21 protein-coding genes and 1 riboswitch are annotated in these 25,728 nt (G+C 74.7%); of the genes, 7 read left to right on the top strand and 14 right to left on the bottom strand.

Translation table 11 applies throughout. The features are described from left to right. Window positions 1-567 precede the first annotated feature (567 nt). Window positions 568-1,563 carry a polyprenyl synthetase family protein gene (locus tag ACFFHU_RS29880; RefSeq protein ID WP_377343828.1) on the top strand — a complete coding sequence of 332 codons (996 nt, stop codon included), beginning with the start codon at window positions 568-570 and terminating at the stop codon, window positions 1,561-1,563. A 164-nt stretch (window positions 1,564-1,727) separates the two neighbouring features. Here the strand turns inward: ACFFHU_RS29880 and ACFFHU_RS29875 are convergent, their stop codons facing one another. From ACFFHU_RS29875 to ACFFHU_RS29850, 6 genes are all read right to left on the bottom strand, one after another. Then, on the bottom strand, window positions 1,728-3,848 hold the full coding sequence (locus tag ACFFHU_RS29875; RefSeq protein ID WP_377343827.1) for a bifunctional polysaccharide deacetylase/glycosyltransferase family 2 protein: 2,121 nt from the start codon (window positions 3,846-3,848) through the stop codon (window positions 1,728-1,730). A gap of 2 nt (window positions 3,849-3,850) precedes the next feature. Then, window positions 3,851-4,303, bottom strand: coding sequence for a hypothetical protein (locus ACFFHU_RS29870; protein WP_377343826.1), 453 nt, complete (start codon window positions 4,301-4,303; stop codon window positions 3,851-3,853). A gap of 10 nt (window positions 4,304-4,313) precedes the next feature. Continuing rightward, the gene (locus ACFFHU_RS29865) at window positions 4,314-5,135 is read right to left on the bottom strand and encodes a hypothetical protein (protein WP_377343825.1); all 822 of its coding nucleotides are present in this window, start codon (window positions 5,133-5,135) and stop codon (window positions 4,314-4,316) included. Then, window positions 5,132-5,842 carry an RNA polymerase sigma factor gene (locus tag ACFFHU_RS29860; protein WP_377343822.1) on the bottom strand — a complete coding sequence of 237 codons (711 nt, stop codon included), beginning with the start codon at window positions 5,840-5,842 and terminating at the stop codon, window positions 5,132-5,134. Before ACFFHU_RS29860 ends, ACFFHU_RS29865 begins: the two co-directional genes overlap by 4 nt. Before the next feature lie 568 nt (window positions 5,843-6,410). Then, window positions 6,411-8,558, bottom strand: a complete 2,148-nt coding sequence (locus ACFFHU_RS29855) for a multicopper oxidase family protein (RefSeq protein ID WP_377343821.1) — start codon at window positions 8,556-8,558, stop codon at window positions 6,411-6,413. Between the two features lie 2 nt (window positions 8,559-8,560). After that, window positions 8,561-9,106 (bottom strand): DUF6220 domain-containing protein, encoded by a 546-nt coding sequence (locus ACFFHU_RS29850; RefSeq protein ID WP_377343820.1) that lies wholly within the window; start codon window positions 9,104-9,106, stop codon window positions 8,561-8,563. A gap of 256 nt (window positions 9,107-9,362) precedes the next feature. Between ACFFHU_RS29850 and ACFFHU_RS29845 the strand changes: the two genes are divergently transcribed. From ACFFHU_RS29845 to ACFFHU_RS29835, 3 genes are all read left to right on the top strand, one after another. Continuing rightward, window positions 9,363-10,700 carry a sensor histidine kinase gene (locus ACFFHU_RS29845; protein WP_377343818.1) on the top strand — a complete coding sequence of 446 codons (1,338 nt, stop codon included), beginning with the start codon at window positions 9,363-9,365 and terminating at the stop codon, window positions 10,698-10,700. Further along, window positions 10,697-11,353 carry a response regulator gene (locus ACFFHU_RS29840; RefSeq protein WP_377343816.1) on the top strand — a complete coding sequence of 219 codons (657 nt, stop codon included), beginning with the start codon at window positions 10,697-10,699 and terminating at the stop codon, window positions 11,351-11,353. The genes ACFFHU_RS29845 and ACFFHU_RS29840 overlap by 4 nt, the downstream gene beginning before the upstream one ends. Window positions 11,354-11,532: 179 nt before the next feature. Next, window positions 11,533-13,110: a peptide chain release factor 3 gene (locus tag ACFFHU_RS29835; protein ID WP_377343814.1), complete on the top strand. Its 1,578-nt coding sequence runs from the start codon at window positions 11,533-11,535 to the stop codon at window positions 13,108-13,110. 78 nt (window positions 13,111-13,188) lie between these two features. On the opposite strand, the gene ACFFHU_RS29830 is transcribed toward ACFFHU_RS29835, so the two are convergent. After that, a complete protein-coding gene (locus tag ACFFHU_RS29830; RefSeq protein ID WP_377343812.1) occupies window positions 13,189-13,617 on the bottom strand; it encodes a MarR family winged helix-turn-helix transcriptional regulator in 429 nt (142 codons plus the stop codon). A gap of 83 nt (window positions 13,618-13,700) precedes the next feature. Here ACFFHU_RS29830 and ACFFHU_RS29825 point away from each other — a divergent pair, with 83 nt between their 5' ends. After that, window positions 13,701-15,503 carry an ABC transporter ATP-binding protein gene (locus ACFFHU_RS29825; RefSeq protein WP_377343810.1) on the top strand — a complete coding sequence of 601 codons (1,803 nt, stop codon included), beginning with the start codon at window positions 13,701-13,703 and terminating at the stop codon, window positions 15,501-15,503. 50 nt (window positions 15,504-15,553) lie between these two features. Here the strand turns inward: ACFFHU_RS29825 and ACFFHU_RS29820 are convergent, their stop codons facing one another. Further along, window positions 15,554-15,976 (bottom strand): STAS domain-containing protein, encoded by a 423-nt coding sequence (locus ACFFHU_RS29820; protein WP_377343808.1) that lies wholly within the window; start codon window positions 15,974-15,976, stop codon window positions 15,554-15,556. 220 nt (window positions 15,977-16,196) lie between these two features. Here ACFFHU_RS29820 and ACFFHU_RS29815 point away from each other — a divergent pair, with 220 nt between their 5' ends. Continuing rightward, entirely contained in the window at window positions 16,197-16,910 is a 714-nt protein-coding gene (locus ACFFHU_RS29815; RefSeq protein ID WP_377343806.1) for a GAF and ANTAR domain-containing protein, read from the top strand. A gap of 157 nt (window positions 16,911-17,067) precedes the next feature. Here the strand turns inward: ACFFHU_RS29815 and ACFFHU_RS29810 are convergent, their stop codons facing one another. The 5 genes from ACFFHU_RS29810 to ACFFHU_RS29790 all read right to left on the bottom strand — a co-directional run bounded on the left by ACFFHU_RS29810 (window position 17,068) and on the right by ACFFHU_RS29790 (window position 22,541). After that, complete coding sequence (locus ACFFHU_RS29810; RefSeq protein WP_377343804.1) at window positions 17,068-17,778, bottom strand: ANTAR domain-containing protein; 711 nt, start codon at window positions 17,776-17,778, stop codon at window positions 17,068-17,070. Between the two features lie 255 nt (window positions 17,779-18,033). Further along, a complete protein-coding gene (locus ACFFHU_RS29805) occupies window positions 18,034-19,047 on the bottom strand; it encodes a LacI family DNA-binding transcriptional regulator (RefSeq protein WP_377343802.1) in 1,014 nt (337 codons plus the stop codon). Window positions 19,048-19,184: 137 nt separating this feature from the next. Next, a complete protein-coding gene (locus ACFFHU_RS29800) occupies window positions 19,185-20,642 on the bottom strand; it encodes a glycoside hydrolase family 10 protein (RefSeq protein ID WP_377343801.1) in 1,458 nt (485 codons plus the stop codon). 262 nt (window positions 20,643-20,904) lie between these two features. Beyond that, the gene (locus ACFFHU_RS29795) at window positions 20,905-21,333 is read right to left on the bottom strand and encodes an ATP-binding protein (protein WP_377343800.1); all 429 of its coding nucleotides are present in this window, start codon (window positions 21,331-21,333) and stop codon (window positions 20,905-20,907) included. Window positions 21,334-21,509: 176 nt separating this feature from the next. Beyond that, window positions 21,510-22,541 (bottom strand): coiled-coil domain-containing protein, encoded by a 1,032-nt coding sequence (locus ACFFHU_RS29790; protein ID WP_377343799.1) that lies wholly within the window; start codon window positions 22,539-22,541, stop codon window positions 21,510-21,512. 21 nt (window positions 22,542-22,562) lie between these two features. Then, a riboswitch (cyclic di-AMP (ydaO/yuaA leader) is annotated at window positions 22,563-22,700 on the bottom strand. Window positions 22,701-23,008: 308 nt separating this feature from the next. Here ACFFHU_RS29790 and ACFFHU_RS29785 point away from each other — a divergent pair. Beyond that, window positions 23,009-24,412: an NAD(P)/FAD-dependent oxidoreductase gene (locus ACFFHU_RS29785; RefSeq protein WP_377343798.1), complete on the top strand. Its 1,404-nt coding sequence runs from the start codon at window positions 23,009-23,011 to the stop codon at window positions 24,410-24,412. Here the strand turns inward: ACFFHU_RS29785 and ACFFHU_RS29780 are convergent. Further along, the gene (locus ACFFHU_RS29780; RefSeq protein ID WP_377343797.1) at window positions 24,351-25,607 is read right to left on the bottom strand and encodes an ABC transporter substrate-binding protein; all 1,257 of its coding nucleotides are present in this window, start codon (window positions 25,605-25,607) and stop codon (window positions 24,351-24,353) included. The genes ACFFHU_RS29785 and ACFFHU_RS29780 overlap by 62 nt on opposite strands. Window positions 25,608-25,728: the final 121 nt, after the last annotated feature.

The raw sequence follows: 25,728 nt of genomic DNA, 5'->3' as shown, positions 1-25,728 counted from the left end.
TGACCCGGCCGCAACCCGGCTCCGGCCGCAACCCCGGGGGACTGACCCGGCCGCAACCCGGCTCCGGCCGCAACCCCGGGGGACTGACCCGGCCGCAACCCGGCTCCGGCCGCAACCCCGGGGGACCGACCCGGCCGCAACCCGGCTCCGGCCCGGCCCGCAGACCCCGTGGCCGACCTGGCGCGTAACCCCGGCTCCGGCCCGGCCGCAGACCCCGTGGCTGACCTGGCGCGCAACCGGCGGCACGTCGGGGGAGGGCTGCGACGCCACCGACCTCCCGGCTCCAGCCCGGCCCGCAAACCCCGTGGCCGACCGGGCGCGTAACCCCGGCTCCGACCCGGCCCGCAATCCCGGGTCCGGCCCCGGCCGCGAACCCGGGAGCCTGAGCCACCGGAACCCCGGATCCGAGGTACGACCGGGACGCTCCCACCCGGCGGGGATGCTCCTCCCGCCCGCTGGGGAGGCCCGGACCGGCGCCGGTGGCGCACCGTGAACCTCACGGCGCCGGTCGGGCGTCGCGGCCGGGCCGGCGGCGCCGGGACGGCGTCACGGGGGAGGAGCGGGACCATGCTGCCCATCGCCGATGAGGCGCTGCGAGACTGGTTGTCCGGGGCGTTGACCCGGGTCGACGGGACCATCCGGGGCTCCCTGTTGGCGCCGGACGATCCGTTCCTCACCGAGGTGGCCACGCACCTCACGGCGGCCGGTGGCAAGCGGTTGCGGCCGGCGCTGGCCCTGCTGGCGGCGCAGTTCGGCGACCGGGACGCCGGGAACGTCGTCGCGGCGGCGGCCGCCGTCGAGCTGATTCACGTGGCGTCGCTCTACCACGACGACGTGATGGACTCGGCCGACGTGCGGCGCGGGGTGCCCAGCGTGAACGCCCGTTGGGGCAACCGGATGGCCGTCCTGGCCGGCGATTACCTGCTGGCCCGCGGCGCCGAACTCTGCGTGCCGCTGGGGTCTGAGGCGCTGCGCGAGCAGGCGCGGCTGCTGACCCGGCTGGTCCGCGGTCAGCTCCGGGAGACGGTCGGCGCGCGCGCCGGCAGCGACGCCGAGCGGTACTACCTCGGGGTGATCGCCGACAAGACGGCCGCGCTGTTCGCGCTGGCCCTGCGGCTCGGCGCGCGGGCCGCGGGCGCGCCGGCCGGCGCGGTCGAGGCGCTCGGCCGGTACGGCGAGGCGCTCGGGCTGGCGTTCCAGCTCACTGACGACCTGCTCGACCTCACCGTGCCGGTCCAGGTCTCCGGCAAGCCGGCCGGCGCCGACCTGCGCGGCGGGGTGGCCACCCTGCCGATGCTGCGGGCCGCGCGCGGTCCCGGCCGGTCGGCGGTACGACTGCGCCGGCTGCTCTCGGCCGGTCCGCTCGGCGCCCCGGGCCGGCGGGCCGCCGCGCGGCTCATCCGGCGCTCGCCCGCGCTGGCCGAGACCGGCGTCGAGGTGGACCGGTACGTCGACCGGGCCCGGGCCGAGCTGGTCGCGCTGCCGGCCGGGCCCGCCCGGGACGCCCTGGCCGACCTCGCCGCGGCCCTCGGCGCCCGCGGCCGGACCCTCGTGGCGGGATGATCCCGCCGACCCGCCGACCCGCCGACCCGCCGACCCGCCGACCCGCCGACCCGCCGACCCGCCGACCCGCCGACCCGCCGGGCGCCGCCTGGACGCCGGCTGGACTCCGCCTCGGCTCGACCGAGGACTTTGACCCGCGCCCTAGGACGGCGGGGTCGACCCGGTCAGGGCCGCGGCGCCGGACCGGGTGCGATCAGCGCGGCCGCCTCGCCGGTACGCACCATCCGGTGCCACCGGAGCCGGTTGCCCAGCAGGGCGGTGACCACCGACTGCACGACCACCAGGTACATCAGCTGCCGGTAGACCACCTGCTGGAACGGCAGACTCCACAGCGGACCGTACCGCTCGCGGTCCAGGTGCAGCGCGTACCCGGCGGTCAGCGCCTGGAGCGCGAGCAGCCCGAACCAGGCCGCGGCGAGCTGGGATCCGGGCAGGAACACGAGCCCGTACACCGCGTACACGTCGACGGCCGGCGCCACCAGCGGCAGGCCGACCTGGAAGACGGCCAGGTACGGCAGCGCCCGGCGGCCCAGCTTGCCGGCCGGTCCGCCGGACCGCACCGTCCGGCGGTGCTTCCACATGGCCTGCATGGTGCCGTAGCACCAGCGGTACCGCTGCCGCCACAGCTGGCGCAGCGACCCGGGCGCCTCGGTCCAGGCGATGGCCCGTTCCTCGTACACCACCCGCGAGCCGGCCCGGAGCACGGCCATGGTGAGGTCGGTGTCCTCCGCCAGGGTGTCCGTGGGCACCCCGCCCACCCCGTGGAAGACCTCCCGGCGGAAGGCGCCGATCGCGCCGGGGATGGTGGGCATGCAGCCCAGCACGTCGTACATCCGGCGGTCCAGGTTGAACCCGATGACGTACTCCAGGTGCTGCCACCGGCCCAGCAGCCGGCGCCGGTTGGCGACCTTGGTGTTCCCCGAGATCGCCCCCACGGCCGGGTCGGCGAAGCCCTGCACGAGGTGGTGGATGGTGTCCGGCTGGAACACCGTGTCGCCGTCCACCAGGATCAGCAGCCGGCCGCGGGCGTACCGGGCGCCGGTGTTGAGCGCCGCCGGCTTGCCCGCATTGGCCTGCCGGATCACCCGTACGCCGGGCAGCCGCAGCCGCTCGACGAGGTCCGCCGTCCCGTCCGTGGAGCCGTCGTCCACCACGATCACCTCAAGCCGCGGGTACGCGCTGGTGACCAGGGAACGGACGGTGGCCGCGATGTTGGCGGCCTCGTTGTACGCCGGCACGATCACCGAAACCGGCAGCCCCACCCGGGCGTCCAGGGCGCGCCGCCGGCGCACCTGCCGCAGGTGGACCCGGGCGCACACCAGCTGTACGGCCAGCCGCGCCAGGCCCAGCACCAGGGCGATGGTGAGCAGCACGGTCATCACCCGGGCGATGGCCGCGGCGCCGAGCTGCACCGATCGCAGCGCCAGGCCGCCGAGGCGCGCGCCTGCCGGGGCCGGCACGGTGGCCGGCGCCGTGCCGAGCCCCTCGCTCACCGTGCTGAACCGGTAGCCCCGGTCGCGCAGCGCGGGCAGCAGCCGGTCGAGCGCGGCCACCGTCTCGGCCCGGTTCCCACCGCCGTCGTGCATGAGCACCACGGCGCCGCGGGCGCCGGCCGGCGTCGCCCCCCGGACGATGGCCGGCACCCCGGGCCGCTCCCAGTCCCGGGTGTCCAGGTCGGCAAGCACCGCGATCCGGCCGCTGCGGCGCAGCGCCGTCACGTCGTCCGCGGTGAGGGCCGACGGCACCGAGGAGTACGGCGGGCGCAGCAGCGTCTCCCGACGCCCGGTGGCAGCGCTGATCGCCTTGCTGGTCAGGTCGAGCTCGAGATCCTGCCGCCAGCCGGGCAGCCGGGCCAGGTCGGCGTGGGTGTAGGTGTGCGACCCGAGCTCGTGACCCTCGGCGAGGATCCGCCGGACCAGCTCAGGGTGCTCGTTGACCCGGGCGCCGACCACGAAGAACGTGGCGTGCGCGTGGTTGCGGCGCAGCGCGTCCAGGATCCGGGGCGTCCAGACCGGGTCGGGGCCGTCGTCGAAGGTGAGCGCGATCGTCCGGGCCGGCATCGTCCGGGCCACCGGCCGGTCGCCGTCGAGGCGCAGCACCGGACCGCCCCCGGTCACCGCGGCCGCAGCGGGCCCCGCCGGCACGTCGGATCCGGCGCGGCCGGAGCCGCCGCCCAGGCCCGTCACGTACCCGTTCAGGGTCAGCGCGGCCAGCAGGACCGCGAGGCCGAGCCCGAGCAGCAGCCAGTGCGCGCGGGGGTCCCGGCGCGCGACGTGCCGGGACACGGCTACCGGGCCTTGGGCGACTTGCCGACCCGGCCGGGCGGCGTGGCGTTGTGTCCCACCCCGTGGCCCGCCCGGGCGGTGGCGCTCGGGGTGGGGATGACGCTGGCGGTCGGGACGCCCGCCGTGGTGGGGCTCGGTTCGGGCGCGGCCGACGGCGCCGGCCGGACTTCGGCGGCCGGCGCGCGGCCCGGCGGGGGCGCGGTGGAGACCGCGCTGCCCACCTGCTCGACCACGGTGCCGCCGCGCTCGGGTCGGGCCCGGTCCGGCCACCCGGGCAGCGGGGCGCCGGCGCCGGTGCCGAGGGCCACCGCCGCGAGGGAGAGGCCGGCCAGCAGGGCGGCGCCGAGGCCGAGCCCCAGCACGACGATCCGCCGGCGACGCCGGCCGGAGCGGTCCACGAAGACCGGCCGCGGCCGGCGGGGGTCGGTGGGATCTTTCGACGGGTTTCCCCGCATCTGCCCTCTCTCAGTCCTTCTTGGCCGGTGGGCTGGCCACCGGCGCCGCGTCGGATTCCGGCTTAGTCGGCTTCGCCTTGGGCGTCTGCTTCGCCTTGGGCGTCGGCGTCTTCTCCTGCCCCGGCGGCGTGCTGACCTGACCGGGCGGCACGGTGGCCTGCCCCGGGGGCGTGCTGGCCTGGCCGGGCGGCACGGTCGGCGGCCCACCCGCCGGGCTGGCCACGACGCCCGCGCAGTACGCCTCCACTCCGGCGGCGCCGCCGGCCGCCGTCACCAGCCGCTGGTAGGACGGGCTGCGCAGCGCCTTTTCCCGCCGGACCGGGTCCTTGTGCAGGTAGGCCTTGCACAGGCCGACAATCTCCGGGGCGGCGCTACCTGGCCCGACGGTCCCGGCGGGGCCGGAGATTGACGCGCCGGGGGATCCGATGACACCGCCGGGCGCGGTGGCGGCGCTGGTGCCGTCCTGCCCGGGCGCCGGAGCGGGTGTGGTGCTCGGCCGGTCGACCGGGCCGTCCTTGGTGAAGACGTGGGTGCCGGCCGCGAGGGCGACCCCGGCGGTCACCGTGGTGGCCCCGATGGCGGCCCAGGCCGCGGCGCCCGCGGTGAGCCGCCGCCGCCAGCTGCGGGCCGGCGCCGGCCGGCCGGGCGCCCGGGCCGCCTGCCGGAAGGCCGCGAGCGCGCGCTCCTCCCCGGCCAGCTCGCCGGGCCGGGGCGGGGCCGCCGCGGCCGCGAGCAACCGCGCCACGGGCTCGGCGCCGGCTTCCCGGCCGGGGGTGTCGAGCATCCGCTCCATCGCCTCCGCGTCCCGGCGTCCGGTCCGGCGGATTCTCATGGCTGTTCCTCTCGGCGCCCGCTCACCGTCGGCGCGGTGCTCGGGTCGGTGTGGCTTCCCCGGCGCGGGCCCGGGGGCCCGGCCGCCGGGCGCTGCCCGGCGCCGGCGCCGTCCTCGGCCAGCATCGCGGCCAGCCGGCGCAGGCCCCGGTGGGCGGCCGTCCGGATCGCACCGGGACGGCGGCCCACGATCTGGCCGGCGCTCTCGGCGTCCAGGCCGAGGACGGCGCGCAGCAGCACGGCCTCGGCCTCGCGTTGCGGCAGGGTGGCGATCAGCGCCAGGGCGTTGTCGGTGGCCAGGCCGTCGGTGGCCCGCTGGGCGGTGTCGTCGACCGCCGGCAGCAGCTCGGCCAGGGTCTCCATCGGGACGGTGACGACCGGGCGGCGGCGCCGGTGCCGCAGGTGATCGAGCGCACGGTGCCGGGCGATCGTCGCGGCCCAGGCCCGGAAGCCCGGCCCGCCGTCGAACGCGGCCAGGTCGCGGGCGATCTGCAGCCACGTCTCGGAGGCCACGTCCTCGGCGTCCGCCCCGACCAGCACGGTGAGGTACCGCAGCAGGCCCGGCTGCACGGTCCGGTAGACGATCCGGAACGCGTCCTCGTCGCCCCGCTGGGCGGCCCGTACGGCGGCGGTCAGGTCAGCGGTCACGGTGTCCGGTGCCCGCCGGGAGCGGTGATCGGCGGCCGGCGGGGCGATCAGGGTCGTCATCGGCGCGCGTCAGCCCCCGGCCCGGCCGGCCGGCCGCGCACGATCCGGGCCACCCGCCGGGAACCGCCTGATCCGGAACCATCTGCCGCATACCGCGCGCACCGCCCGCTCTCCGTGACCTCCGCCAGCCGCCTGAGGCTAGGGGGTCGGCGCGCGCTCATCAACCGGCCCCCGCCCGCGCCGGGTACGGCGGCGTGGCGGTCGCCCGCCGGAGCGAGCGCCGCAACGGCGACGACGGGGAGATCGGGGCGCACCGCCGTCACCTCCGATCTCCTGGCGTTGGGGGGCCGCCGCCCAGGTGGGTGAGCGGCGGCCCGGCGTGGGAGTCGACCCCCTGCCGATCCCACACCCGATATGCGCCGGCCCTCCCGGCCGCGTTACACCGGCGGCGGTTCCTTTTGTCGCATCACCGCTGGTGACGGCCCGGATCTCGTGCGTCACCGTCGGCGCCTGGGCCGCCGCGGGCGTCGACCGCGGCAAGCCGCCCGCCATCCGGGCCCGCCCATCGGCGCCGGCGCGCCCGCTCGCCCATCGAGGCCGGCCCGCCCGTCCGGCGCCCGCCGGTCGGTCAGCCGTGCCCGCCGTGGAACGGCGTGACCACCCCCACATAGCCCAGGTGCAGCGACATGCCCTGATCGGCGTGGCCGAGGTTGTGGCAGTGGTTCATCCAGACTCCCGGATTGTCCGCCCGCAAGGCCACCTGCCACACCTCGCCCGGCCGGACGTCGAAGGTGTCCAGCCACAGCGGGCTGCCGGTGACCGGGCGGCCGTCCCGGGAGAGCACCAGCACCCGGTGGCCGTGCAGGTGCCACGGGTGGGTCTCCAGGCCCCGGTTCACCACGGTGAACCGCACCAGATCGCCGTCGCGCACCAGCAGCGGGGGGATGTCCGGGTGCGCGCGCCCGTTGACCGTGTACGCGTACCGCGGCACGCCGTCCACGAGCGCGAGGCCACGGTCGAGCACCAGGGTGAAGCGGCGGTCGAACCGGTCGGCCGGGGAGATCGACGCGGGCGCCGGCGTCCCGTACCGGGTCAGGTCGAGCTCCGGCCAGCCGGCCGCGGTGCCGTCGTCGGTCCCGGCATCGCCGCCGGCCGCGGGCTGGCCGGTCCCGGCCGTGCCGCCACCGGCCGGGCGCCGGCCCGCACCGGTCGGGCCGCCGTCTGCGGCGCGGCCACCCGCCGCGCCGGTCGCCGGGTCGCCACCCGCCGTCCCGGCCGGGCCGGGTGGCGCGAGGAGCAGCCGGGTCCGGCCGTCCACCAGCAGCCGCACCGGCCCGGCCGGCGCGGCGAGGGCGAGGTCGTACCGGCCGCCGGCGGGCAGCCGCAGCGTCGACCGGGTCAGCTCACCCGGCTCGTGCAGGTCCGTGCCGTCCACCGCGACCAGCCGGTACGCCGTGCCGACCAGCGCGAATCCGTGCGGCCCGCTGTCGGTGTTGATCAGGCGGAGCCGGACCGGCGTGCCGGGCGGCACCTCGCGCCGGTCCACCTCGTCCCGGTCGCCGAGCAGCAGGGTCCCACCGAGGGTGTGCACCGCAACCGTGAAGTCCAGGCCTCGGGCCGGCCGGCCACGGGGGGAGACCACGAGGCTGCCGTAGAGACCCATCCGGACGCCGCGGCTGGACACCTGGTGGGTGTGGTACCAGTACGTCCCGACCTGGTCGGCCCGGAAGCGGTACCGGAACTCGCCCCCCGGCGCCACCGCCTCCTGGGTGACCCCGGCCGCGCCGTCCTCGGCGTTCGGTACGTCGTAGCCGTGCCAGTGCAGCGTCACCCCGCCGGAGATGTCGATGTTGCGCAGCGTCACCTCGATCAGGTCGCCCCGCACGGCGGTCAACGCCGGCCCCGGAACCGTGCCGTCGAAGGTCCAGGCCGGCGCCGTCCGGCCGGAGCCGAGCCGCACGGTGGCCTGCCGGGCGGTGAGGGTGAACCGGCGCACCGTGCCGCCCGGGTCGGGCGTCGCCGGGCCGGCCAGCCCCGTGACTGGCCGGATCGGGAGCCCGCCGCCGGCCTCCGGCGCCGCCCCGCCGGCGTCCACGCCCGGCCCGGGGAGCAGCGCGAGCGCCGTACCGGTGATGGCCAGCGCGAGCAGGACCGCGGCGCCGGCCCGGACGTACCGCCGGGTGCCGGCCGGCGCCAGCACCCGGGCCGTGACCAGCGCGGCCACGCCGACCAGCAGCACCGCGAACAGGCCGCCCGCCCACCGGACCGGGTAGCCGATCAGCAGCGGGTAGAGCAGACCCGCCGCGGCGGCGTACCCGGTGAGTAGGAGCGGGACCGCGAGCCGGCCGGGACCACCCCTTGGACCCGCCGTCCCCGCCGGACCCGCCGTCCCGGCCGGACCCGCCGTCCCCGCCGGACCGGCCGGACCCGGCGGATTCGGCCGGTCGGCCCGGGGTGGCGTTGCGCTCCGGCGGCCGCCGCCGCGCCGGCGCAGCTCCACGCTCGGGCGGCGACCGCGGACCGCGACCAGCGCGGCGACCGCGGCGGCCAGCAGCGGTAGCGCCAGGGTCACCCGGTCCTGGACGAACCACCAGCCGCCGGTCGCGGCCAGCGCCGCCACCACCACGAACCGGGCCAGCGTGCTCAGCGCCGCCATGGCGATCAGCGGGGTGAGCGCGCGGGCCCGGCGGCCGAGCGCGGCCACCACGCCGGCGCCCAGCCAGCCGGCGGTGGCCAGCGCGGCGGCCACCAGATCCGCCAGGAGGAGCTGGCGCACGGTCATGGTCGGGGCGCCGGGGCAAACCCGCCGGACCGGCCCGACTCGCCCGCCCGGCCCGACTCGCCCGCCCGGCCCGACTCGCCCGCCCGGCCCGACTCGCCCGCCCGGCCCGATTCGCCGGACCGGTCCGGCCGGCTGGACCGGGCCAACTCGCGGGACCGGGCCAGCACCCGGCCGCAGACGCCCATGATCAGCAACCCGTTGACCGCGTGCAGCCCGAGGATGGCCAGCGAGACGGCCGGGGTCCGATCCTCGGTGGCGCCGCCGACGGCCCTGCCCAGCTCGACGATCAGCACCTGGACGACCACCAGGCCGAGCGGCAGGATCGTCAGGCCGATCAGCCGCCCCGGCGCGCGGGCCAGCGCCGCGGCCACGGTGGCCAGGATCGCCGCCAGCGGAATGACCGCCATCCCGACGATCCCGTGCGCGGTGTAGGAGTCGTCGTCGTTCGGCCGGTCGAAGGCGCCGACGGCGGCCAGGTAGAACTGGACCACGACGGCGGCCAGCAGCAGCACGCTGAGCACGACATAGGCCCGGCGCATCATCGGGCACCCCCGGCGACGGACCGGTCGGCCGCGGCCCGGCCCTGCGCCGGCCGCGATGTCCCCTGTGGAATGAACAGCTCGGTGAGCATCATGCGACGATGGTGGGCCCGGCCGGGCCGCCGGGTCGTCGCCGCGCGGGCGACAGTCCGGTACGCCGCGCGGCTGCGGCCGCCACCCGGCGGGTACGTCGGACGGCGTACCCGGCTGCGCCCCTCGACGGATCCGTCGCGACGCCCCGGCCATCTACGATCGGCGCATGACAGCCGGCTCCGGTGACGCGTTCCCGGCCGTCGGCGGGTCCGCCCGGGCACCCTGGTGGCGGCCGTCTCCCTGGTGGCGGCCGTCCCTGTGGCGACGGCTGCCGCCGCTGGCCCGGGACGGGCTGCTGGCGGTCTTCGTGGCGCTCATGCAGATCCAGGGCACCCGCCGGGCCGCCGGGCTGACCGAAATGGCCGCGCTCAACCGGTTCGGCCAGGTGGCGCACGCGTTGATCCTGCTGTTCAGCGGCCTGGTCCTGGTGTTCCGCAGCCGGTGGCCGGTGGCCGTCTTCGGGTTCGTGGGCCTCAGCAGCCTGGCCTACTACTCGGCCGGCTATCCGGACGGCCCCGGCTGGGTGGGCCTGTTCGTGGCCCTCTACACCGTCACCGCCGAGGGTGACGGCCGGCGGTCGGTCCGGATCGCCACCGGGGGCCTGGTGGCGCTGAGCGTCGGCTGGCTGGTGATCGCCCACGTGCGGCCGCCGGCAGACGTCGGCTGGGTTTTCTTCCGGATCGGCACGGCCGCCATGGCCGCCGCGCTCGGCGAGTCGGTGCGGACCCGGCGGGCGCTGGCGGCCGAGGCGGAGGCGCGGGCCGAGCGGGCCGAGCGGGCCGGCCGGGCGGAGGCGCGCCGGCGGGTGGACGCCGAGCGGCTGCGGATCGCCCGGGAGGTGCACGACACCGTGGCGCACTGCATCGCCGCCGTCAACGTGCATGCCGGGGTCACCGCGCACGTGCTGGACAAGCGCCCGCAGCAGGCCAGGGAGACGCTGCTGATGATCGAGCAGACGAGCGCCCGGGCGCTGCGTGAGCTGCGGGCCATCCTCGGCGTGCTCACCGACCCGGACGAGCAGCGCCGGGCGCCTGCGGCGGGGCTCGACCGGATCGGTGAGCTGGTGGAACTGGCCCGTGACGCCGGCCTCACCGTCGAACTCGACGCGGGGGTGGTGGCCGGGGACCTGCCGAGCGCCGTGGACGCGGCCGCCTACCGCATCCTGCAGGAGTCGATCACCAACGTCATCCGGCACGCCGGACCGACCCGGGTGGCCGTCTCGGTCCGGTGCGTCCCGGACGAGCTGTGGATCCGGGTGGTCGACGACGGCGTTCCCGGCCGGTCACCGGCCCCGGCCGGCTGGGCAATCCTGCCGGGTCCGACGGGCGCGCCGACCTCGGCGGGGGTGGGCGGCCGGGGGATCGCCGGCATGCGCGAACGCTGCGAGCTGTTGGGCGGGCGGGTGACCGCCGGCCCGCGCGCCGGCGGCGGGTTCGAGGTGTCGGCCTGGCTCCCGGTCGGATCGGTACCGGCGCCGCGGACCGGGCCGGGTGGTGCCGGGTGATCAAGGTGCTGCTCGCCGACGACCAGGTGCTGGTCCGGACGGGCTTCCGGATGCTGCTCGACGTCGAGCCGGACCTCACGGTCGTCGGCGAGGCCGCGGACGGCGCGGAGGCGGTTTCGCTGGCCCGCGCCAGCCGGCCGGACGTCGTGCTCATGGACATCCGGATGCCGGTCCTGGACGGCATCCAGGCCACCCGGCGGATCGCGGCCACCGACGGCCTGGCCGGGGTACGGGTGCTGATCCTCACCACCTACGACACCGACGGGTACGTCTTCGACGCGCTCGACGCGGGCGCCAGCGGCTTCCTGCTCAAGGACAGCGGGCCGGCCGAGCTGCTGCACGGCATCCGGGTGGTGGCCGCCGGGGACGCCCTGCTCGCGCCGCGGATCACCCGCCGGTTGATCGCCCGGTTCACCTCGGTCCGGGCCGTCCACCAGGCCGGCGAGCAGCGGCTGGCCGTGCTCACCCCGCGCGAGCGGGAGGTGCTGGCGCTGGTCGGCCAGGGGCTGTCCAACGACGAGATCGCCGACCGGCTCGTGCTCAGCCCGGCCACGGCGCGTACCCACGTCAGCCGGACCATGACCAAGCTGGGCGCGCGGGACCGGGCCCAGCTCGTGGTCCTCGCGTACCGGACCGGGCTGGTCCGGCCATAGCCCCGCGCCGGCGGACGACACCCGGCGGACGGCCATAGCCCCGCGCCGGCGGACGACACCCGGCGGACGGCCGTAGCCCGCGCCGGCGGACGACACCGGGCGGGCGGCGCGATACGGTTGGGGGTGCGGGTGGCCGGCCACGGGCGTCCGTTCCGGATCGACGAGAAGAAGGCAGGGCCGTGTCCGCGGCGTCAACCATCACCGCCGAGGCGGCCCGCCGCCGCACCTTCGCGGTCATCTCCCATCCCGACGCGGGCAAGTCCACCCTCACCGAGGCGCTCGCGCTGCACGCCCGGGTGATCGGCGAGGCGGGGGCGGTGCACGGCAAGGGCGGCCGGCGGGGTGTGGTGTCGGACTGGATGGCCATGGAGCGCCAGCGGGGCATCTCGATCACCTCGGCCGTGCTCCAGTTCGCGTACCGGGACCTGGTGATCAACCTGCTGGACACGCCGGGCCACGCCGACTTCTCCGAGGACACCTACCGGGTGCTCACCGCGGTCGACTGCGCGGTCATGCTGCTGGACGCGGCGAAGGGCCTGGAGCCGCAGACCCTGAAGCTGTTCGAGGTGTGTCGGCACCGCGGCATCCCGGTGATCACCTTCATCAACAAGTGGGACCGGCCCGGCCAGGACCCGCTCGCGCTGCTGGACGAGATCGAGCAGCGGATCGCGCTGAAGCCGACCCCGCTGAGCTGGCCGGTCGGGATCGCCGGACAGTTCCACGGCGTGATCCAGCGCGGGGACGGCGTCATGACGGCCTTCCACCGGACCCCGGGCGGCGCCACCACGGCGATCGAGGAACGCGTCGAGCCGGTCGAGGCCGCGCAGCGGTACGGCCCGGACTGGCAGCGCGCCCAGGAGGAGCTGGAGCTGCTCGAGCTGACCGGCGCCGACCATGACCAGGGCGAGTTCCTGGCCGCCAAGACCACCCCGGTGCTGTTCGGCGCCGCGGTGGCCAACTTCGGCGTCCGGCAGCTGCTCGACGCGCTGGTCGCGTACGCGCCGCCGCCCGGCCCGCGGCCGGTGACCGACGGCGACCCGCGCCCGGTCACCGCGCCGTTCGCCGGCTTCGTCTTCAAGATCCAGGCGAACATGAACAAGGCGCACCGGGACCAGGTGGCGTTCGTCCGGATCTGCTCGGGCCGGTTCACCCGGGGGATGACCGTGCTGCACGGCGGCACCGGCCGGCCGTTCGCCACCAAGTACGCGCAGCAGCTGTTCGGCGCGGACCGGGAGACCATCGACGAGGCGTACCCGGGGGACGTGGTGGGGCTGGTCAACGCCACCGCGCTGGGCATCGGGGACACCCTGCACGAGGGCCCGTCCGTGCGGTTCCCGGCGCTGCCGTCGTTCACCCCGGAACACTTCGCGGTGCTGCGCTCGCCGGACACGGCCACCTACAAGCGGTTCCGGCGCGGCGTGGAGCAGCTCGACGCCGAGGGCGTCGTCCAGGTGCTCCGCTCGGACCGGCGCGGCGAGCAGTCACCGGTGCTGGCCGCGGTGGGTCCGATGCAGTTCGAGGTGGCCCAGGCGCGGCTGGAGGCGGAGTTCGGCGTGCGCACCACCCTGGAACACCTGCCGTACGAGGTGGTCCGCCGCACCGACCCGGCAGGCGAGGACCTGCTGCGCACGATGGCCGGGGCCGAGGTGCTCACCCGGGTCCGCGACGGCGCCCTGCTGGCGCTGTTCACCAGCAACTGGCGGATGCGCGCCATCGCCGACAACACCCGCGGCCTGTCGCTCGCCCCCCTGCTCTAGCTCGGTGTAAGGAAGGGCCCCTTCTTATCGTTTTTTGTATAGGAAGGGCCCCCTGCTAACGCTCCGGCTGACGGGCGCTCAGTCGCGGAGGGCACGCAGGATGCGGGTCAACTCGGCCTGGTCGTCGGCGCCCAGCGAGCCGAAGAACCGGTCGGCCGCCTCCCGGCGGGTCGTCTGGATCGCGGTCGCGACCTCGGCGCCCCGATCGGTGAGCGCCACCAGGGTGGCCCGGCGATCGTCCGGGTCGGGCCGGCGCTCCACCAGGCCGCGCTCGGCTAGCCCGTCGATCACCTCGGTGGTGGAGCGGGGGGCGATGTGCAGGTGTTGGGCGACCTTGCTGAGCCGGGAGGGACCGTGCCGGACCAGCACCGCGAGCACCCGGGCGTGGCTGGGCGCGATCTCCCAGGGCTCCAGCGCCTCCCGATTGGCCTGGCGCAGTCGCCGGGCCACCGACCAGAACGCCTCGGCCAGGGTGTCCTCGTCGTTGTCGGGCTGCCGGTCGAGCACGGGAATAGCGTACCAGCGGATGCGGTTGTACCCTCATGTTGAGGTAACCTCAGCAATGCATCCGACCACGAAAGGCGGCCCCCATGCCGACGCACCCCTCCGGTCGGGGCCACGGCCTCGACGTACCCGCCCCGGCCAGTTCCGACGACAAGGCGGCGGCCCGCGCCGTCCCGCTGCGCCGGGTGGCCGCGCTCTTCCGCCCGTACCGTGTCCAGCTGGCCGCGGTAACCGCGGCCATCGTCGGCTCGGCCGTGCTCGGCATGGCCAACCCGTTCCTGCTGCGCGCGGTGCTCGATCGCGCGCTGCCGGAACGCGACGTCGGCCTGCTCGGCTGGCTGGTCTCCGGCATGGTGGCCGTCGCCGCGGTGACCTCCGTGCTCGGCGTCCTGCAGACCTGGATCTCCACCCGGGTCGGGCAGCTGGTCATGCACCGGCTCCGCACCGACGTGTTCGGGCACCTCCAGCGGCAGTCACTGGCGTTCTTCACCCGGACCCGCGCCGGCGAGGTGCAGTCGCGGATCACCAACGACATCGGCGGCATGCAGGCCGTGGTCACCTCCACGGCCACCGCCGTGGCGGCCAATCTCACCACGGTGCTGGCCACCGTGGTGGCCATGGTGGCGCTGTCCTGGCGGCTCTCCCTGATCTCGCTGCTGGTGCTGCCGCCCGCGATCTGGCTCACCCGGCGGGTGGCCCGGCTGCGCCGGAAGATCACCGAGGTGCGCCAGCGGGAGCTCGCCGACCTGAACGTCACCATCGAGGAGGGGCTGTCGGTCAGCGGCGTGCAGCTCAGCAAGACGCTGGGCACCGGCGCCGCCCTCACCGACCGCTTCACCGCCTCCTCCGCGCGGCTGGTCGACCTCGAGCTGCGCTCCGAGCTGGCCGGCCGGTGGCGGATGGCCACCATGACCATCGTCTTCGCCGCCATCCCCGCGATCATCTATCTGGGCGCCGGCCTGCCGGGCACGGCCGGCACGCTCAGCGTCGGCACGGTGGTGGCGTTCACGGCGCTTCAGTCCGGGCTGTTCCGCCCGCTCATGGGCCTGCTCAACGTGGGCGTCTCGGTGACCGCCTCGCTGGCGCTGTTCGCCCGGATCTTCGAATATCTCGACCTGCCCGTCGAGGTGGCCGACCCGGCCCGGCCGGTGCCGCTGGATCCGGCCCGGGTACGCGGCCGGCTGCGCTTCGAGGACGTCACGTTCAGCTATCCGGACAGCGACACCGCGGCCGTGGCCGGGATCAACCTGGACGTGCCGCCCGGTTCGACGCTGGCCCTGGTGGGGGAGACCGGCTCCGGCAAGAGCACCATCGCCGGCCTGGTCAGTCGGCTGCACGACCCGACCGCCGGCCGGGTCACCCTGGACGGTGTCGACCTGCGCGACGTCCGGCTGGCCGACCTGGCCGCCGTCGTGGGCGTGGTGAGCCAGGAGACCTACCTGCTGCACACGACCATCCGGGAGAACCTGCGGTACGCCAAGCCGGACGCCACCGACGCCGAGCTGGAGGCGGCCGCCCGCGCAGCGCAGATCCACGACCTCATCACCGGCCTGCCGGACGGGTACGACACGGTGGTCGGCTCCCGCGGCCACCGCTTCTCCGGCGGGGAGAAGCAGCGGATCGCCATCGCCCGTACGCTGCTGCGGGACCCGCGGGTGCTGGTCCTCGACGAGGCCACCAGCGCGCTGGACACCGAGACCGAGCGGGCCGTGCAGCAGGCGTTCGAGGAGCTGGCGCGGGGCCGGACCACGATCACCATCGCGCACCGGCTCTCCACGGTGCGCGACGCCGACCAGATCGCGGTGCTCGACCACGGCCGGATCGTCGAGGCCGGCACGCACCGCAGCCTGCTCCACGGCAACGGCCGCTACGCGGCGCTGGCTTCCTAAGGTAAGGAAGGGCCCCTTCTTATCGCTTTTTGTATAGGAAGGGGCCCTTCCTAACCACCGGACGTCGGCTCGGGCCGGGGCGGGGCCGCCGGCTCCAGCACGAGGTCCCGGTCGGCGCCGGTGACCGCGAGCAGGTAGTGCACGAAGGTCGAGGGCTGCCGAAGCGTGCACCGGCCACCGGCCAGCACGACCGCGGCGTGGATCCGGAGCAGCGCGCTGATGCCGTGCGCGCCGAAGAAGGTCACCCCGGACAGGTCGAGCACCAGCCGGATCGGCCGGTTGCCCAGCGCCGACTCCGCCAGCTCGCCGATCAGATGGGCGTTGCTCATGTCGACCTCGCCCGACACGGTGAGCACCGTCTCCGAGTCCGCGGCAGTCAGGTTCAGCGACATGATCGACTCGTACAGGTCGGCGCACTGCACGGGCAGCGCGCACGGCCGGGCACGGCGAACCGGAAGCCGCTGGATCGACATGGACGCCTCCGCACAAAACTCCTGGTAACGGATAGGCGCTCGTCTTGACCCGAGTTAGACGGTACCCAGAGTGCCCGCCCGTGACACCCGCCGGCACCCGATGTGGCAGGGGTCGCGGCCCGGCTCTGCCGCCCATCCCGCGGGAGAGGGTGCGGCATCGAGCCGGATGGGTAGGGTGACGGGGCAGGCCGGCCACCCCAACTGGCCGAAGGGCGGAGCTGTGACAGAGCGTTTGGAACCAGCCGAGGCGTTCGCCGAGATCGGGCGGATCAAGCTCGGCGCCACCGACCTGGACGGCGTGCTGCGGCGCGTTGCCGGGCTGGCCAGGGACGCCATCCCGAACACCGACGAGGTGTCGGTGACCCTCGTGCAGGGCGGCACCGGCCGGACGGCCGCCTCGACGTCCATGGTCGCCCGCGACCTGGACGAATGGCAGTACCACCGCGAGCACGGCCCGTGCCTGGACGCCTCGGCCAGCGGAGACGCGGTTTCGGTGCCGGACACGGCGGACGAGGAACGCTGGCCGGAGTGGGCGACGGCCGCCCAGGCCGTCGGGATCTCGAGCTCACTTTCCGTGGGACTGCCGATCCAGGAGGCGGTGACGGGGGCGCTCAACATCTACAGCCGCATCCGGGAGGCGTACGACCCGGCGGCCGTCGACCTGGCCAAGACCTTCGCGGCGTACGCGGCCGTGGCTGTGGCGAACGCCCAGCTCTACGACAGCACGGCCACGCTCGCCCGGCAGATGCAGACGGCCATGGAGGGCCGGGCCGTGATCGAGCAGGCCAAGGGCATCATCATGGGCGACCGGCGGTGCGGCGCCGATGAGGCCTTCGCGCTGCTGTCCAAGATCTCCCAGGACACCAACCGCAGGGTCCGGGACGTGGCGGCCGCGCTCGTGGAACGGGCTACCGGCCACCCGCCGCTGGGCTGACGGCCGCGCTGCGCCGCCCGGCGGTGGGTGGCGGCGGTCCGAGACGGGCCGGCGGCGGTCCGGGATCGGGTCGGCGGCGGCGGCGGTCCGGGACCGGGTCGACGGCGGTCCTGAGCCGGCCGGGGCGACGCCGGCCGGGGCGACGCCGGCCGGGCCGTCACCGGCCCGGGCCGTTGACCGCCCGGTCCACCAGCGCCTCGGCCACCTCGCGGAGCTTCCGGTTCGAGTCCTGCGACACCTTGGCGAGGATCGCGAACGCGTCGTCGGCGCTGCACCGGCGATCGCCCATGATGATGCCCTTGGCCTGCTCGATGACCGCCCGGCTTTCCATGGCGGCACGCATCTGCTCGGCCAGCGTGGCCGTGCTCTCGTACAGGTGGGCGTTCGCCAGGGCGATGGCGGCGTAGCCGGCGAACTGCTGCGCGACGGCCGTGGCGTCGTCGAACGCGCCGCGGGCGGTGCCGTAGATGTTGAGCGCGCCCACCAGCGCCTCCTGGATGGGCAGCCCGATGGAGAGCGAGCTGGCGGCGCCCGCATCGTGCGCCCGGGCGGCCCACTCCGGCCAGCGACCCTCGATCTCCATGTCCGTCACCACCATGATGGTGCCGGTGGTGGCCGCGTCCAGGCACGGGCCGCGACCCTGCTCGTACTGCCACTCGTCGAGCTTGAGCGCCAGGTCGCCGGTGTACGCGGCCGTGTACGCCTCGGCGCCCCGGACCAGGGTCACGGACACCTCGTCCGTACCGGGGATGGCCTGCTTGGCCACCTCTGCTATCCGGGAGAGCACGGTGCTCAGGTCGGTCTCACCGTGCCTGATCGCCCCGATCTGGAGAAAGGCTTCGGTGAGGTCGAAGGGTTCCTGCTGCATCGGGTGTGTCGTCCTATGGGCGAGCGGCACCCCGGGGGTGTCCGGGAGGGCCGCGACGGCGCATGACTGCGGCCCGTGCTCGCCGGCAGTGCTGCTGGCCGTCGCCCACGGACCGTCGTGCCGGATCAACGCAAGGTCCGGCACCGGCGCCGCTGCTTGACGCCCGTTACCCCCGACCGGTAAGCCAGGGGCACAGGTGTTCCATATTACGACCCGGACGCCAGAACGGCCCGAGCCGGTCACCGGTGAGCCCGTTCAGATCGCCCGGGTGCTGTCCCGGATCACCAGCGGGGTGGCCAACTCGATTCGCTCGCCACCCAACTCCTCGCCGTCGATGAGGGTGCGCAGCATCCGGGTGGCCATGCTGGCCATCTCGGTCAGCGGCTGCCGGACCGTGGTGAGCGGCGGGATCGACCACCGTGCGGCGTCCAGGTCGTCGAACCCCACGATGCTGAGGTCGTGCGGGACCCGCAGGCCCCGCTCGTACAGCGCCTCGTACGCGCCCAGCGCCATCTCGTCCGAGCAGGCGAAGATGGCCGTGGGCGGGTCGGGGAGGTCGATGAGCGCGTTCGTCTCCCGGTAGCCGGCGGGCGCGGTGAAGTCGCCCGCGCGGACGTACCCGGGTGGGATCTTGTGGCCGGCGGCGTTCATGGCGGCCCGGTAGCCGTCCACCCGGGCCCGGCTGCACGGCACCTCGCCGGGGCCGCTGATCACCGCGATGCGTTCGTGTCCCAGCTCCAGCAGGTGTTCGGTGGCGGCCACCCCGCCGGCCCAGTTGGTGGCCCCGACCGACGGGATGCCGGGACGGGGCTGCCCGGCCGGGTCGATGATCACCACCGGGATGCCCAGCTCGTCGAGCTGCTCCTGCTGGCTGTCGGAGAGGTCCGACAACACCAGCAGGACGCCGTCGCAGCGCCGCGCGGAGAGCTGCTCGATCCACTGCCGGTCGGGCCGGCTGCGGTGCCGGCCGTGTACGGCGGAGACCACCACCGCCATGCCGGCCCGGAAGGCGTGTTCCTCCACCCCGTCGATGATCTGCATGGCCCACGGGCTGCCCAGGTCGCGCAGCACCAGGTCGATGAGGCCGGCGCCGTCACTGGGCCGGACGGCGCGGCGGGCGGTGTAGCCGCGCCGATCGAGCAGCGCCTGAACCCGCTGCCGGGTCGCCGGGGCGACGTCCGGGCGGCCGTTCAATACCTTCGAGACGGTCGGGATCGAGACCCCGGCCGCGGTCGCGATCTCGGACAGCGTCGCCCGCTGAGTTGGCATCCCGGCTCCTCGACTCCCGCTCGTGCCCTGGGCAGCAGCATATCTGCGAAAGTTTCGAGAGTCAGTCGACGGGCCCCGGTCGCCGCGGCGACCGGGGCCCGTCGGAACCGTCGACTCGACCAACCTCGGTCGGAAACTCAGGCGGCGGTGCAGGACTGGACGGAACCGGCGCCGGGTCCGGTCCCGGTGCCCTGGAAACCGAACTCGGTGGACTGGCCCGCCCCCACGGTGCCGTTGTAGTTGACGTTGGCGAACCGGACCGCGCCGCTGCTGCCGCTGGCCTGGGCGCTCCAGGTGTTGGTCACCGAGGCGCCGGACGGCAGGGCGATGGTGACGCTCCAGCCGTTCAGCGCGGCCGCGCCGGCGATGACGCGGACGTTGGCCACGAAGCCGCCGTTCCACTGGTTGAGCGTCACCGACGCGGTGCAGCCGGCGTTTCCGGGCGGCGGGCTCGTCGGCGGTTCCGAGGTGGGCGGCGCGGAGGTCGGCGGCGGGCTGGTGGGCGGCGCCGAGGTGGGCGGGTTGCTGGTCGGCGGCGCCGTGGTCGGGACCGGCGTGCCGCTGTTCAGCGCGTCCAGCACGGCCGTGTAGGCCGCCTTCTTGTTGCCGCTGCCGTCGAAGAGCAGCGGGTTCTGCGAGGAGCGCCACGAGTCCGAGTCCCGGATGCCCCACACGGTGATGCCGGCGCAGGCGGCCACCGCCAGGCAGTCGCTGGTGACGTTGCGGTACCAGGTCGTGTTGGCCTGCTCGATGTCCAGCTCGGTGATCTGCACCTCCACCCCGAGCGCCGCGAAGTTGGACAGCGTGGTGCGGTAGTTGCTCGGGTACGGCGACTGGTTGTTGAGGTGGGACTGGAAGCCGACGCAGTCGATCGGCACGCCCCGGGCCTTGAAATCCTTGACCATGTTGTAGACGCCCTGGGTCTTGGCCTGGTTCCAGTCGTCGGTGTTGTAGTCGTTGTAGCAGAGCTTGGCGCCGGGGTCGGCGGCGCGCGCGGTGCGGAACGCCACCTCGATCCAGTCATTGCCGGTGCGCTGGAGGTTCGAGTCGCGCCGGCCTCCGCCGCCACCGTCCGCGAACGCCTCGTTGACCACGTCCCAGGCGTAGATCTTGCCCTTGTAGTGGCCGGCAACGTTCGTGATGTGATTGATCATCGCGTTGCGCAGGGCGGTGCCGGAGAGGTTCTGCGCCCAGCCGGGCTGCTGGGAGTGCCAGGCCAGGGCGTGACCGCGTACGCGCATGCCGTGCGACTGGGCGTAGTTGACGATCTGGTCGGCGCTGCCGTAGCTGAACTGGTTCTGGTTGGGCTCGGTGGCGTCCCACTTCATCTCGTTCTCGGGGGTCACCATGTTGAACTCGCGGTTCAGGATCCCCGAGTAGGTGGAGTCGGACAGCTTGTACGCGGCCACGGCCGTGCCGAAGTACCGGCCCTTCTCGGCGGCCGCGGTGCCGAGCGTGGTGCCGGCGCTGGCCGTGCCGGCCAGGACCAGCACCAGGCCGGCGGCGAGCGTTCCGGCCGCACCGGTCAGCGCGGCCGTCCGGGGCAGGCGCCCCCGGCTGGGGCGGCTCGGGTCGGGGATGGGATCGGGTTTCATGCGGGTCGCCTTCCGGGCTGAGGCTGCGAGGCGCCGGATGTCGCGGGGGGCGAGGGCAATCGCCCGGCCGCGCAACGCCTCGACCAATGTCGATGCATGTTACCGATAAACTTTCCGAAACATCAAGGACATGGATGTCTTGCGCTTGCCGGAAAGCGCTCGCCGGACCGGTTCCGATAGTTTCGCCGTCGCCGTCGCCGTCGCCGTCGCCGTCGCCGTCGCCGTCGCCGCGGGCGGGGCGGGGCGGGGGAGGATTCCGGGATCAGGAGCGGGGGAAGGATGCCCAGATGTGCTTCGTGTCGTCGGTGGCGTACCAGCCGACGTCCAACGAGAGCGCGCGGGCGAGCTGGAGGCCGCGGCCGCTGGCGCCCTGCGGCCTGGTGTCCGCGAGCTCCGGTACGGAGGCGAGGTCGTGGTCGGCCACGTCGAGCACGAAGTGGTCGTCGTAGGTCAGCAACCGGATGATCGTCGGCGGCATCCCGTGCCGCAGCGCGTTCGTGGCGAGCTCGGTGGCGACCAGCACCACCTGCTCCGGGATGTCGTCGAGGCTCTCACCATCGGCCAGCACGTTGCCGGTCAACGCCTCGTGCAGCGACGCGCGCAACCCGCTGAGTTCGGCGGGGGTGGCCAGCATCCACCGCCGTACCTCGACGGTTTCCGGCAGCGGCGGTGAGGTGCGCAGCGATCCCATCGCTCCTGCTTACCCCGGGTGACACCGCGCTATCCCTGCCGGCGTCGCGAGCGGTGGACCGCCCGCGGGTGATGTGCGCGACACCGGGAGCGCCGTCGCGGCCGGACGGCCCGGAAACGCCGCGGGCGCCGCGCGTGGAGCGCGGCGCCCGCGGGCGGATCTTTGGCGGGTACGCGTCAGAGCAACGACATGTGTACGTGGTCGGTGTGGTCCGACTCGCCGTGGTACGCCCGCCATCCGGTGGCCGGGAACCAGATCTGCTTGTACCAGATGACGTAGTAGATCCCGAGCCGGTCGGCATTGCGGATCAGGAACGCGGCCAGGTTGTTGCCGTACAGGATCTGATCCCTGTTCTGCGCGTGCACGAACCCCCGGTTGATCAGCGACCAGTCGCAGGCCCGGCCCTTCGGATGCTCGAACGGGCCGCCGTTGCGGTGGCAGCCCGCGAACCGGTTGAAGCCCGCCTTGCGGGTCTCCTTGTAGGCGTTGAGCGTGCGCGACGTGATGCAGCCGTCGGTGGTGGGGTCGTCCCGGTTGCAGGACTCCGGCGCGAAGCTGCCGTCGGCGGCCCGCGGCGCGGCCTTGGCGATCGGCGAGGTGGCCGACACGAAGCCCTTGCCGATCTGCCGGTTGCCGCCCAGCAGGTCGAGCGACTTGTCCACGTCCTGCTTCTGCTTGGCCATCACGGCGGTGAGCCGCTGCTGCTCCTGGACCTGCTCGTCGAGGGCCGCGCGCGCGGCCTCCGCCCGGTGGCTGGCCTCGTTCAGCTCGGCGATCTTGCCGTCGTTGACCGCGTTGATCTCGTCCAACCCGGTGGCCCGGGCCAGGAAGTCGCTCGGCGAGGCGCTGCCGAGCAGCATGGCCGCCCGACCGGCCGGGCCAACCCGGTACGACGAGACGGCGATCCGGCTCATGTCCGGGGCCAGCCGGTCCCGGTCCTCGTCGGCCCGCTTCGCCTCATCGGCGAGCTGCCGCTGCCGCGCGACGGTCTTGTCCAGCTTGGCCTTGGCGGCCACGTAGTTCCGGTTGGCCGTCTCCAGCGCGCCGCTGAGCAGCTTGTCGTCGCCGTCCTTGCCGCTCGGTCCCTGCTCGTCGGGGCCCTGCCCCGAGCTGGACGGCGACGGCGTGCCGGGGGCGGCCATGGCGGGACCGGGGCCGACCGCCACGACCAGCGCGGCAACCGCAGCCACCAGCGAGCCCAACCACATCGGTCGGAGTGTCAATCCGCTCTGTCCTTCCCTGACCGCCGGCCGGGTTAGCTGTCGGGCTCGGGACGGAAGCTGCCCCTACCGCGGGTGACGCGGATTCGCCCCAGTTACCTGGTTCCCCGACTCGCCCCGGAGGGGGCGATTAGGCGGTGCCACCGCAGACGCCTTTCGCGCCTGAAGGCGATGACCGGGCGTGAGGTTACCGCACGGTGATTCGCGTATCCACCGGAACGTCGCACCGTAGCTGAGCCGTCACGTAGACGTCCAACGTGGAGCCGATTCTGGCGGCTTTTTGCATTGGTCGACGTACATATGGTCCGACTGCGCAGAGTGACGAGGACGGCGTCACTCGGGCGGGGGATCGGGACCCAACCGCCGGGGGACGCGGCCGGCCAGCGCCGTTGCGCACGCTGAAGGAAGGCCCGCGAGCGGACGCCGCGGGCGGATGAGAGGACGGCCTTCCCGCCATGCTCCAGCCAGCGCACATTCTCGTCGTCGGTGGCGGCTACGTCGGCATGTTCGCCGCCCGTCGCCTCAGCCGCAAGCTCAGTCCCCGTGCGGCGCGGATCACAGTGGTCAACCCGCAGCCCACGATGACCTACCAACCATTCCTGCCCGAGGCCGCGGCCGGCTCCATCGAGGCGCGGCACGTGGTCGTGCCGCTGCGCCGGATGCTGCCGGGCTGCCGGGTCATCGTCGGCGAGGTGTCGTTCGCCGACCACCAGCGCCGGGTGGCCACGATCGCGCCGCCGCAGGGCCCGGCCTTCGAATTGCCGTACGACATCCTGGTGCTGGCGCCCGGTTCGATCACCCGGACCCTGCCGGTGCCGGGGCTGGCCGAGCACGGCATCGGCTTCAAGAACATCGGCGAGGCCATCTACCTGCGCAACCACGTGCTGTCCCGGTTGGACGCCGCGGCCGCCACCGACGACCCGGCCCGGCGCCGCCGCGCGCTCACGTTCGTCTTCGTCGGTGGCGGCTACTCCGGGGTGGAGGGCTGCGCCGAGCTCGCCGACATGACCCGGTCCGCGCTCCGGTACTACCCCGAGCTGTCCGCCGACGAGCTGCGCTGGCTGCTGGTCGAGGCCACCAACCGGATCATGCCCGAGGTGGGCGTCGGGCTGTCGGCGTACGTGGCCCAGCGGATGGTCCGGCGCGGCATCGAGGTACGCCTCGGCACCCGGGTGACCTCGATGGTCGGCGGCCACGTGGTGCTCTCCGACGGGGAGGAGTTCCCGGCCGAGACGGTGGTGTGGACCGCCGGGGTGCGGGCCAACCCGCTGGCCGCCCGGAGCGGCCTGCCGGTCGACCGGACCGGCCGGCTGCGCTGCGACGCCGAGCTGCGGGTCTGGGGCGTGCCCGCGGCCTGGGGCGCCGGCGACAGCGCGGCCGTGCCGGACCTCAGCGTGCCGGGAGACGCCACCTGCGCCCCGACCGCCCAGCACGCGGTGCGGCAGGCCCGGCGGCTCGCCGACAACCTGGTCCGGGAGCTGCGCGGCCGGCCGCTGCGACCGTACCGGCATGCCAACGCCGGCTCGGTGGCGAGCCTGGGCCTGCACCAGGGCGCCGCGGAGATCTACGGGATCCGGATGCGCGGGCTGGTGGCCTGGCTCGTGCACCGGGCGTACCACCTGATGATGGTGCCCACGGTGAACCGCAAGGCCCGGGTGGCGGCCGACTGGGCGCTCGCGCTGCTGTTCCGGCGCGAGATCGTGCCGCTGGCCCAGGTGCAGGCCCCGCGCCGGGACTGGGCGGTGGCGGCGCACACGCCGGCGCCGGCCGGCGCCGGCGTGCTGCCCGAGCCGTTGGTCAGCCGGCGAGCAGCTCGTCAACCTGCCGGGCCGCCGCGTCGAGAGCCTCCCGCGAGCTGACCTCGCCGAGCAGGGCCGCCCGGAGGTGCGGGCGGATCAGGTCCATGATCTTGCGCGCCTGGGGATGGATCAGCCCGGCGGTCATCTGCGGCAGGTACGCCTCGGCCTGAGCCTCCGGCGAGCCCGTCGGGTAGAGGCCGGTGACCGATGTGCGGGGCGAGAGCTGCCGCCGTGGCGGTAGGAACTGCCGGAGTTGCTCCGGAGCAGTGAGCCAGTCCACCCACGCCTTCGCGGCGGCCTGGCTGGTCGAGGTCTTGAAGATCGAGTACCCGCCTACGGCGGCGTAGCCGACCGACCTGCGGTCGCGCAGCGGCGGCGCGAGCAGCATGTCGGAGTCGGCCAGCCCGCCCTGCCGGGCGGCACCGAGTGACTGGGAGTAGAGCATGGCCACCTTGCCCTGCCCGGCTGGTGCCTTCCCGCCCGATGCCGGCCCGTCGAGGGCGTCCTTCGGGAGGTGACCGTTGTCCGCCAGCCACACCGCGAAGTCCAGCGCCCGCACGCCCTCCGGTCCATTGAACGCGGCCTTCGTCCGGCTGGCATTGAGGACCTCGCCGCCGGCCTGCCACAGCAGCGGGAAGAAGGTGCCGTCCAGGGTGGCGGCCGGCGTGGCGTCGTACGTGGTGGTGAAGTAGCCGGCCCGCTTGAGCCGTGGCGCTGCGTTCCGGACGTCGTCCCAGGTCTGCGGCAGCGGGGTCAGCCCAACCTTGTCGACGACCTTCCGGTTGAAGATCGTGGTGGCCGGTGACATCAGGGTGGGTACGCCGTACAGGGCGCCGCCGGAGCTGACCGCGTCGAGCGCGGCGGGCCGGAAGTCCCCGCGGTCGTCGGCGATCACGTCCGAGACGTCCACCAGCAGCTTCTGGTCGGCATAGCTCGCCACCTCGTCTGGGATCAGATACGCGACATCCGGCGTGTGGTGGCTGGCTACCGCCTCGGCCAACCGCTTGGCGCGATCCGGCCACGGCACCACCTCGACCTGGACGGTGACGTTGGGATACCTGCCGGTGAACTGCTTGACCCGGTCGGCCCACCAGGTCGACTCCAGCGGACCACCGACCGGCGCCATCCACATGGTGATCTTGCCGCTGACCTGCTCGGTCGCCCTCTGATCGGAGTTGTGCGAGGTGTCGTCGGTGCACGCCGCGAGCATCGCTCCGGCGGTCACGAGCGCGAGACCCGCCCGAAGAATCCGCATGCTCTTCCTCCCTGCCCGCTCTGCCGCGGCGGTGGCGGCGCCGGCGAGGCTCGGTGGGTCCCGCCGGTGCGGCGGGGCTCGGCACCGAAACCGACTGGTCCAACGGCCCGGCCCGGCCGGG

It is taken from the genome of Plantactinospora siamensis, from assembly GCF_042434095.1.
In the GTDB taxonomy this organism is placed as follows: domain Bacteria; phylum Actinomycetota; class Actinomycetes; order Mycobacteriales; family Micromonosporaceae; genus KBS50.
The sequence above is the reverse complement of the archived record's forward strand: the minus strand, read 5'-3'. Positions and strand labels throughout refer to the sequence as shown.